We start from the raw sequence: 9,181 nt of genomic DNA, 5'->3' as shown, positions 1-9,181 counted from the left end.
CTTCGCCGTACCGCAGTTCGCCCGGACGGGTTACGCGTGCTCGTTCACATAGACGCGCGGAACCCGGGTTCCGATGCGCGTCACGATCTCGTACGCGATGGTGCCGCAGGCCTGCGCCCAGTCCTCGGCGGTGGGCTCACCGCGGTCCCCGGGCCCGAACAGCACGGCCTGGCTGCCCACCGCGGGCTCGTCGCCGCCCAGGTCCACCACGAACTGGTCCATCGCGACGCGCCCGGCGACCGTCCGCCACTTGCCGTCGACCAGCACCGGGCCGGTGCCGGAGGCGTGCCGCGGGATGCCGTCCGCGTACCCGACCGGGACCAGGCCGAGGGTGGTCTCGCCGGGGGTGACGTAGTGGTGGCCGTACGACACCCCGTGGCCGCCCGGGACATGCTTGACCAGCGCCAGCGAGGCGCTGAGCGTCATCACCGGGCGCAGCCCGAAGTCGGCGGGCGTGCCCAGCTCCGGGCTCGGCGCGATGCCGTACATCGCGACGCCCGTGCGGACCAGGTCGAAGTGGGTCTCGGGGAGGGTGAGCGCGGCCGCGGAGTTGGCGATGTGCCGCACCTCGGGGCGCACGCCCTGCCGCTCGGCGTACGACACCATCTCCCGGAAGCCGGCGAGCTGGGCGGCGATGGACGGATGGCCCGGCTCGTCGGCGCAGGCGAAGTGCGACCACAGGCCGGTGACCCGGACCAGCCCGGCGGCCTCGGCGCGCAGCGCCTCGGCGACCAGTTCGGCCCAGTCGGCGCCGGGCTGGCAGCCGTTCCGGCCGAGCCCGGTGTCCGCCTTGAGCTGCACCCGGGCGACCCGGCCGGCCTGCCGGGCGGCCGCCACGACCTCCTCGAGGGCCCACATCCCGCTCAGCGACACGTCGATGTCCGCCTCGATCGCCTGCCGCCAGGGGCCGCCGGGCACCCACAGCCAGCACAGGATCCGGCCCGGCAGCCCGGCCGCGCGCAGCGCCAGGGCCTCCTCGGGCGTGGCCGTGCCGAGCCAGGTCGCACCGGCCTCCAGGGCCGCGCGGGCACAGGGCACCGCCCCGTGGCCGTAACCGTCGGACTTGACGACGGCCATCAGGGCGGCGCCGTTCACCCGGGCGCGCAGGGTCCGCACATTGGCGCGCAGGGCGCCGAGATCGATCTCGGCGCGGGCGCGCAGGGGGGCGGTCGGCACAGCTGCTGTCTCACTCATCGCGCCCCCAGTCTCTCAGAGGCCCGAACGGGGCCTCGGGTGCCGTCTCAGGTACCCGGGCGCCGCCCCCACACATACACGTGGTCGCCCTTCTTCGTGACATCCCACAGCTTGCGCGCGTCGGCGAGCTTGAGGTTGACGCAGCCCATGGAACCGACGGTGGTGTAGATGCTGCCGTAGACGGCGTGGAAGGCCTGGCCGCCGTCGAAGAACTGGGCGTACGGCATCGGCTGGTTGTAGAGGGTCGAGACATGGTTCTTGTGCCGCCAGTAGATGGTGTGCCAGCCCTTGCGGGTGACATATCCCTTGCGGCCGCTGCGGATCGGCACCGGGCCGAACACCACCTTCGACCCCTTTTGCACCCAGGTGAGCTGACGGTCCAGATCGACGCAGGCGACCCGGTACGACCGCACCGGGCACTTCTTGGCCGCGTTCGGGTTCTTCTTCGCCGAGAGCAGCATCATGGTCGACCAGGTCACCGGCCCGGCGAAGCCGATCGCGGGCTTGATCTTGTAGGTGATCTGGAAGGCGCGGATCGCCTTGCAGTCGGAGGCGGACTGCTTGCCGTCCACCTTCAGCTTCAGCCAGCGCTCGACCTGGCGCTGGTAGGGGCCGGCCTGTTTGCTGCACGTCACCTTGGCGACGGCGTCGTTCAGGGGCACGTACTCGATGAGGTCGTACGTCCCCGGCGCCGCGTCCCTGGGCTCTACGGCGTCCTCCTGCCGGCTCGGCGTGTACACCTTCGGCGGCAACGCCTGGTCGGGCGTGTCGATCTGCCAGGGCTGACCGGGACGGGGGGCGACACCCGGGACGAGGTCGGTGGTGGGGGTCGGGGAGACGGGGTGCGCCGCCGCGGGCTCGGCGGCTGCGGTGAGGGCCCCGGCGGGAAGGGTCACCGCTGCCGCGAGCAGCACGGCGAGGCCTCGCTGTGCGATTTGTCTGCTGATCACCTCTTCAGCCAAGCGTGGGGCTCCGCCGGTTCAGCGGTGGCGCGCGGGAAGGTCACCCGGGTGGAGCGGAGCCCGAGCTGCGGGCAGTCGTGCCGCTGGGGCGGCACGGGTGGGCGCAGCGGCACCTCTCAGCGAGCAGCGCCCTGTCCCACCCCCGCCCAACCACAGCACCGCGCACACCCTCACACGCCCCGCACATCACGCCACGCCTCCGGGATGCGGTCCGAGACGTCATGCGCCCCCACCGGCGCCCCCGCCGCCGCGAACCGCCCCGCCAGGCCGTGCAGATACGCGCCCACACTCCCCGCATCCCGCGCCGACAGCCCCGCCGCCAGCAAGGAGCCCGCCAGCCCGGACAGCACATCCCCGCTCCCGGCCGTGGCCAGCCACCCCGTGCCCGTGGGGTTCACCCGCACCGCCCCGGCGCCCCCCGCCTCGGCGACCAGCGTCGTCGACCCCTTCAGCAGCACCGCCGCCCGGTACCGCGCCGCCAACTCCCGTACCGCCGCCAGCCGGCCGCCCTCGACCTCCTCCCGCCGTACCCCCAGCAGCGCGGCCGCCTCCCCGGCGTGCGGCGTCATCAGGGTCGGCGCCGTACGCCCCCGTACCGACTCCGGCTCCGCCAGCCGCAGCCCGTCCGCGTCGAGCAGGACCGGCACATCCGCCGCCAGCACCTCGGCCACGGTCGCCGCGTCCTCGCCGGCCCCCGGTCCGACCACCCACGCCTGCACCCGCCCGGCCTTCGCGGGTCCGGCGTCGGACACCAGCGTCTCGGGGAACCGGGCGATGACCGCGTCCCCGGCCGGCCCCACATAGCGCACCGCCCCGGCCCCGCCCCGCAGCGCCCCGGAGACGGCGAGGACCGCGGCCCCGGGATACCGCGCGGATCCGGCGGCGATGCCCACCACCCCGCGCCGGTACTTGTCGCTCTCCGCCGCCGGCACCGGCAGCAGCCGCGCCACCTCGGCGTGCTGCAAGGCCTCCAGCTCGCCCTCGGCGGGCAGTTCGAGCCCGATGTCGACGAGCCGTACGACACCGGCGTACTCCCGCGCGGGATCCACCAGCAGCCCCGGCTTGTACGTCCCGAAGGTGACGGTCACATCGGCCGCGAGCGCGGCGCCCCGCACCTCGCCGGTGTCCGCCTCCACCCCGCTGGGCAGGTCCACCGCCACCACCGCCGCCCGGGACCGCGCCACCACCCCGGCCAGCCGCTCGGCGTCCGGCCGCAGCCCGCCTCTGCCGCCGATCCCGACGATCCCGTCCACCACCAGATCGGCCCGCAGCAGCAGGTCCTCGGCGCGGTCCGGGGAGGTCACCGTCCCACCGGCCCGCCGCAGCGCGGCCAGGCCGCCGGCGTGCGTCCGGTCCGGCGCGAGGAGCACGGCGGTGACCCCGGCGCCGCGCCGGGCCAGCCGGGCTCCCGCGTACAGCGCGTCCCCGCCGTTGTCGCCGCTGCCCACGAGCAGTACCACCCGGCTGCCGTACACCCGCCCGAGCAGTTCGGCGCAGGCGGCGGCCAGCCCGGCGGCGGCCCGCTGCATCAGCGCGCCCTCCGGCAGCCGTGCCATGAGGGCCCGTTCGGCCGCCCTTACCGTCTCCACGCTGTACGCAGTACGCATGGAACCGAGTCTGCCCGGTATCCCCCGCCCGCCACACCCGGTCCGGGCCGCTCAGCCCTCCGCGACCACCACCGCGGAGGCGACGCCCGCGTCATGGCTCAACGACACGTGCCAGGAGCGCACTCCCAGCTCCGCCGCCCGGGCGGCCACCGTCCCGCGCACCCGCAGCCGGGGCTGCCCGCTGTCCTCCACGTACACCTCGGCATCGGTCCAGTGCAGTCCCGGCGGCGCCCCCAGCGCCTTGGCCAGCGCCTCCTTCGCCGCGAACCGCGCCGCGAGCGAGGCGATGCCGCGCCGCTCCCCGCCGGGCAGCAGCAACTCCCGCTCCACGAACAGCCGGTCGGCCAGCCCCGGCGTCCGCTCCAGGGACGCCCGGAAGCGGTCGATCTCGGCGACGTCGATGCCCACCCCGATGATGCTCATGCCGAGAACCCTAAGGCGCGACCGGGCAACGCACCCTCGGCGCGGCGCCGTAGAGTGACCGGATGTCCGAGCCCTCCCGTCCGCCCGCCGACCCGGGCACCGCCCCGGAGCAGTTGTACGAGCTGGCCCTGGCCGCGCCCGACCGGTACCGGACCGCCGAGCTGTCCCGCGCCCTCGCCGAGCACTACGCGCAGGAGTCCGCCGACTGGGCCGTACGGCTGGCCGCGGATCTGGCCGCGGTGCGGGACCCGGAGTCCTGGCGGCGGCTGGTACGGCAGATCGCCTGGCAGCTGTCCCGGCGGACCAGCCTCGTCACACTCCGGCCGCTGTTCGAGACCCACTCCCCCGTCGCCCTCGACGACCCGGCGACCGAGGCCCGCGCCTGTCTGCTGTACGAACTGGCCCTGCGCTCCGGCTTCCACCACCCCCGCCACCACGCGGCCTACCTCGCCTACGGCGCCGGGCTGCGCGACCTCGGCCACCCGCTGGCCTGGCTGCCGCTCACCTCGTACCGCTTCGAGCAGGTGATGCGGCTGTCCAGCCGTACCGAACACGGTGCCGTCGGCTCGGACGGCCCGGAGCGCCTGCGCGCCGGCTACCCCGAGATACCGCCCACCGCCGGCGGGGCCCGCGCCGGACGGGCCGCACACCGGATCGCGGACCCGGCCCGCACCACGGCCGCGGCCGGCGGCTTCGGCCAACTCGCCCAGCAGGAAGCGGTGTTCTACGCGCTCCCGGAGCCCCTCGACCCGGCCGACTTCAACGGCGCCCTGCTCGCCGAGCTGGACGCGGAGTGCCTGGAGGCCACCACCGGCGACACCGTCACCACGGTCCACACCACCGCGGACGACCTCGCCGGCGACCTCTTCCTCGCCGATTTCGGCGGCGGCTGCTACGGCGAACCGCAGTACGGCGCCTACGCCCGGCTGCACGCCTGGCAGAGCCTGTACGCGGTACTGGACCTCGGTCCGGAAATCCCGCACGCGGAGGCGATCCGCCGCGCCGCCGACTTCCGCTTTCTGCGTTTCGCCCTCCCCCAGCACTCCGACAACCGCTGGTTCACCTGGGACTTCACGGACACCGCGTTCGCCTGTCTGGACCCGGACCGCACCCGGGTCACCGTCCTCGCGGCGAGCGAGACCGACTGACGGACCGTCCGGCCCCCTCGCCCGCACACCCCTTAGCCTGCAGGCATGACGCCGCAGACGTATCTCTCCGAGTTGTTCTCCCTCGAGGGCCGGGTCGCCCTCGTCACCGGCGGCAGCTCCGGCATAGGCCGGGCCATCGCCGAGGCGCTGGCGCTGGCCGGCGCCCAGGTGGTGGTCGTCGCCCGCGGCAAGGAACAACTGGCCGCCACCGTCGAGGAGTTGCGGGCGGCCGGCGGCCGGGCCGACTGGGTGAGCGGGGACCTGACCGACCGTGCCGGGGTGCGGGCGGCGGCCGAGGAGGCGGCCGGGGTGTTCGGCGAACCCGACATCCTCGTCAACTCCGCCGGGATCAACCTGCGCCCGCCGATGAACGAGCTGGACGAGGACGTCTGGGACACCACCATGGCGGTGAACCTGACGGCGCCCTTCCTGCTGGGACAGCGGTTCGGCCCCGGCATGGCCGAGCGGGGCTTCGGCCGGATCATCCACATCACCTCCCAGCAGGCGCACCGCGCCTTCGTACAGAGCGGTGCGTACGGCGTGTCGAAGGGCGCGCTGGAGTCGCTGGCCCGCTCCCAGGCCGAGGCCTGGTCCCCGCACGGCGTCACCGTCAACACCCTGGTGCCCGGGTTCGTGATGACGCCGCTCAACCGGCGGCTGTCGTCCGACCCGGAGCGGGTCGCGGCGCTGGCCGCGCGCACCATGACCGGCCGCAACGGCCTCGCCGAGGACTTCGCGGGCGCCGCCGTCTTCCTCGCGAGCCGCGCCTCCGCCTACCTCACGGGCCAGTCGATCTGCGTGGACGGCGGCTTCTCCGTCCACTGACCACGCACACCGACCGCGCTCCCCGCCGCTACTCCACCGTCACCGACTTCGCCAGGTTCCGCGGCTGGTCCACGTCGTTGCCCCGCGCCGTGGCCAGCTCGCAGGCGAAGACCTGGAGCGGCACGGTGGCCACCAGCGGCTGGAGCAGCGTCGGCGTGACCGGGATGCGGATCAGGTGGTCGGCGTACGGGACCACCGCCTCGTCGCCCTCCTCCGCGATGACGATCGTGCGCGCACCCCGCGCCCTGATCTCCTGGATATTGGAGACGATCTTGTCGTGCAGGACCGAGCGGCCGCGCGGGGACGGTACGACGACCACCACCGGCAGGTCCTCCTCGATCAGCGCGATCGGGCCGTGCTTCAGCTCGCCCGCCGCGAAGCCCTCGGCGTGCATATAGGCGAGTTCCTTGAGCTTCAGGGCGCCTTCCAGGGCGACCGGGTAGCCCACGTGCCGGCCCAGGAAGAGGACCGTGTCCTTGTCGGCGAGGGTGCGGGCCAGCGCCCGTACCGGCTCCATCGTCTCCAGGACCCGGTCGACCTCCTCCGAGATGCGCGAGAGGTCCCTGATCACGGCCTGGATCTCGTCGCCCCACTTGGTGCCGCGCACCTGGCCCAGATAGAGGGCCACCAGATAGCAGGCGACCAGCTGGGTCAGGAACGCCTTGGTGGAGGCGACCGCCACCTCCGGGCCGGCGTGCGTGTACAGCACCGCGTCCGACTCGCGCGGGATCGTCGAGCCGTTGGTGTTGCAGATGGCCAGCACCTTCGAGCCCTGCTCGCGGGCGTGCCGCAGCGCCATCAGGGTGTCCATGGTCTCGCCGGACTGGGAGATCGCGATCACCAGAGAGCGGCTGTCCAGGATCGGGTCCCGGTAGCGGAACTCGCTGGCCAGCTCCACCTCGCAGGGGATCCGCGTCCAGTGCTCGATGGCGTACTTGGCGATCAGGCCGGAGTGGAAGGCCGTACCGCAGGCGACGATGACGACCTTGTCGATCTCGCGCAGCTCGGAGGGGCTGATCCGCACCTCGTCCAGCGTCAGCGAGCCGGACGGGTCGATCCGGCCGAGCAGGGTGTCGGCGACCGCCTTGGGCTGCTCGGCGATCTCCTTGAGCATGAAGTAGTCATAGCCGCCCTTCTCCGCCGCCGACGCGTCCCAGTCGACGTGGTAGGAGCGGACCTCCGCCGGGCGGCCGTCGAACCCGGTGACCGTCACGCCGTCGCGGCGCAGCTCCACCACCTGGTCCTGGCCCAGCTCGATCGCCGAGCGGGTGTGGGCGATGAACGCCGCGACGTCGGAGGCCAGGAACGCCTCACCCTCGCCGACACCCACCACCAGCGGCGAGTTGCGGCGCGCGCCGACCACCACGTCCGGCTCGTCCGCGTGCACCGCGACCAGCGTGAACGCGCCCTCCAGCCGTCGGCACACCAGCCGCATCGCCTCCGCCAGGTCGGCGCAGGAGGAGAACTCCTCGGCGAGCAGGTGGGCGACCACCTCGGTGTCGGTCTCGGAGTTCAGCTCATGACCGCGCTCGGCCAGTTCGGCGCGCAGCACCGCGAAGTTCTCGATGATGCCGTTGTGGACGACGGCGACCCGGCCCGCGTTGTCCAGATGCGGGTGGGCGTTGGCGTCGGTGGGGCCGCCGTGGGTGGCCCACCGGGTGTGACCGATGCCCGTCGAGCCCGTCGGCAGCGGCCGCTCGACCAGCTCCTTTTCCAGGTTGACCAGCTTCCCCGCCTTCTTGCCCGCGGCCAGCCCGCCGTCGGCCAGCACGGCGACGCCCGCCGAGTCGTACCCCCGGTACTCCAGCCGCTTCAGCCCGGCCATCACGACATCGAGCGCCGACTGCGATCCCACGTATCCCACGATTCCGCACATGCGCCGCAGCCTACGGTCCACACGGCGCCGGAAACCGCTTCCGCGTGCCCGAATTCGGAAATTCCCACCGCCATACGAGCGCTCCGGCAGGCGTGACGGACCCCACCTCCCCGCGCCGTACAAACTCCGTTAACAATGGAATGTGATCTCACCGGTCTCCTCGATGCCCCGGAGCGCCCACCGGCACAGGCCGGAGGCGACTCCCTACGTCGACCTCACCCGCGCCGAGTGGAGCGCGCTGCGTGACAAGACGCCGCTCCCCCTCACCGCCGAGGAGGTGGAACGGCTGCGGGGCCTGGGCGATGTGATCGACCTGGAGGAGGTGCGGGACATCTACCTCCCGCTCTCGCGCCTGCTGAATCTCTACGTCGGCGCCACCGACGGCCTCAGAGGCGCGCTGAACACCTTCCTCGGCGAGCAGGGCTCCCAGTCCGGCACCCCGTTCGTCATAGGGATCGCCGGCTCCGTGGCCTGCGGCAAGTCGACCGTCGCCCGGCTCCTCCAGGCGCTGCTGTCCCGCTGGCCCGAGCACCCGCGGGTGGAGCGGGTCACCACCGACGGCTTCCTGCTGCCGACCAAGGAGCTCCAGGCCCGCGGCCTGATGTCGCGGAAAGGTTTCCCCGAGTCCTACGACCGCCGCGCCCTGACCCGGTTCGTCGCCGACATCAAGGCCGGCAAGGACGAGGTCACCGCCCCCGTCTACTCGCACCTGATCTACGACATCGTGCCGGGCGAGAAGCTCGTCGTCCGCCGCCCCGACATCCTGATCGTCGAGGGCCTCAACGTCCTCCAGCCCGCCCTGCCCGGCAAGGACGGCCGCACCCGGGTCGGTCTCGCCGACTACTTCGACTTCAGCGTGTACGTCGACGCGGCCGCCGACGACGTCGAGCGCTGGTACCTCAACCGCTTCCGGAAGCTGCGGCAGACCGCCTTCCAGGACCCCAACTCGTACTTCCGCAAGTACACCCAGGTGTCCGAGGAGGAGGCCCTCGACTACGCCCGCACCCAGTGGCGGACGATCAACAAGCCCAACCTGGTCGAGAACATCGCCCCCACCCGCGGCCGCGCCACCCTGGTCGTCCGCAAGGGCCCCGACCACAAGGTGCAGCGGCTGAGGCTGCGCAAGCTGTAGTCCACAGGGTTGGA

Annotated in this window: 8 protein-coding genes; 3 read left to right on the top strand and 5 right to left on the bottom strand. The window is 73.2% G+C overall.

The window, feature by feature from the left end; translation table 11 throughout:
• Positions 1-30: 30 nt before the first annotated feature.
• From alr to ACZ5CZ_RS23080, 4 genes are all read right to left on the bottom strand, one after another.
• Complete coding sequence (gene alr / locus ACZ5CZ_RS23095) at positions 31-1,194, bottom strand: alanine racemase (RefSeq protein WP_468945542.1); 1,164 nt, start codon at positions 1,192-1,194, stop codon at positions 31-33.
• Positions 1,195-1,241: 47 nt separating this feature from the next.
• A complete protein-coding gene (locus ACZ5CZ_RS23090; protein WP_385843369.1) occupies positions 1,242-2,144 on the bottom strand; it encodes a L,D-transpeptidase in 903 nt (300 codons plus the stop codon).
• A 182-nt stretch (positions 2,145-2,326) separates the two neighbouring features.
• A complete protein-coding gene (locus tag ACZ5CZ_RS23085; RefSeq protein WP_468945538.1) occupies positions 2,327-3,763 on the bottom strand; it encodes an NAD(P)H-hydrate dehydratase in 1,437 nt (478 codons plus the stop codon).
• 51 nt (positions 3,764-3,814) lie between these two features.
• Positions 3,815-4,186, bottom strand: a complete 372-nt coding sequence (locus ACZ5CZ_RS23080) for a holo-ACP synthase (RefSeq protein WP_385843367.1) — start codon at positions 4,184-4,186, stop codon at positions 3,815-3,817.
• 62 nt (positions 4,187-4,248) lie between these two features.
• Between ACZ5CZ_RS23080 and ACZ5CZ_RS23075 the strand changes: the two genes are divergently transcribed.
• Both ACZ5CZ_RS23075 and ACZ5CZ_RS23070 read left to right on the top strand, forming a co-directional pair.
• Positions 4,249-5,334 carry a DUF6183 family protein gene (locus ACZ5CZ_RS23075; protein WP_468945535.1) on the top strand — a complete coding sequence of 362 codons (1,086 nt, stop codon included), beginning with the start codon at positions 4,249-4,251 and terminating at the stop codon, positions 5,332-5,334.
• Between the two features lie 45 nt (positions 5,335-5,379).
• Positions 5,380-6,159, top strand: coding sequence for an SDR family NAD(P)-dependent oxidoreductase (locus ACZ5CZ_RS23070; protein WP_385843365.1), 780 nt, complete (start codon positions 5,380-5,382; stop codon positions 6,157-6,159).
• A gap of 28 nt (positions 6,160-6,187) precedes the next feature.
• On the opposite strand, the gene glmS is transcribed toward ACZ5CZ_RS23070, so the two are convergent.
• The gene (glmS, locus tag ACZ5CZ_RS23065) at positions 6,188-8,035 is read right to left on the bottom strand and encodes a glutamine--fructose-6-phosphate transaminase (isomerizing) (protein WP_385843364.1); all 1,848 of its coding nucleotides are present in this window, start codon (positions 8,033-8,035) and stop codon (positions 6,188-6,190) included.
• Positions 8,036-8,198: 163 nt separating this feature from the next.
• Here glmS and coaA point away from each other — a divergent pair, with 163 nt between their 5' ends.
• Positions 8,199-9,167 (top strand): type I pantothenate kinase, encoded by a 969-nt coding sequence (gene coaA, locus ACZ5CZ_RS23060; RefSeq protein ID WP_385843563.1) that lies wholly within the window; start codon positions 8,199-8,201, stop codon positions 9,165-9,167.
• Positions 9,168-9,181 lie beyond the last annotated feature (14 nt).

It is taken from the genome of Streptomyces sp. NPDC031418, assembly GCF_055581605.1.
Note: the sequence above shows the minus strand (reverse complement) of the source record. Positions and strands in the feature narration are given on the sequence as shown.

Bases quoted from the DNA above. Each gene is read 5' to 3' on its own strand.
- ACZ5CZ_RS23075 (WP_468945535.1), top strand. From the start codon at position 4,249: ATGTCCGAGCCCTCCCGTCCGCCCGCCGACCCGGGCACCGCCCCGGAG.
- alr (WP_468945542.1), bottom strand. From the start codon at position 1,194: ATGAGTGAGACAGCAGCTGTGCCGACCGCCCCCCTGCGCGCCCGCGCC.
- coaA (WP_385843563.1), top strand. From the start codon at position 8,199: ATGCCCCGGAGCGCCCACCGGCACAGGCCGGAGGCGACTCCCTACGTC.
- ACZ5CZ_RS23085 (WP_468945538.1), bottom strand. From the start codon at position 3,763: ATGCGTACTGCGTACAGCGTGGAGACGGTAAGGGCGGCCGAACGGGCC.
- glmS (WP_385843364.1), bottom strand. From the start codon at position 8,035: ATGTGCGGAATCGTGGGATACGTGGGATCGCAGTCGGCGCTCGATGTC.
- ACZ5CZ_RS23080 (WP_385843367.1), bottom strand. From the start codon at position 4,186: ATGAGCATCATCGGGGTGGGCATCGACGTCGCCGAGATCGACCGCTTC.
- ACZ5CZ_RS23070 (WP_385843365.1), top strand. From the start codon at position 5,380: ATGACGCCGCAGACGTATCTCTCCGAGTTGTTCTCCCTCGAGGGCCGG.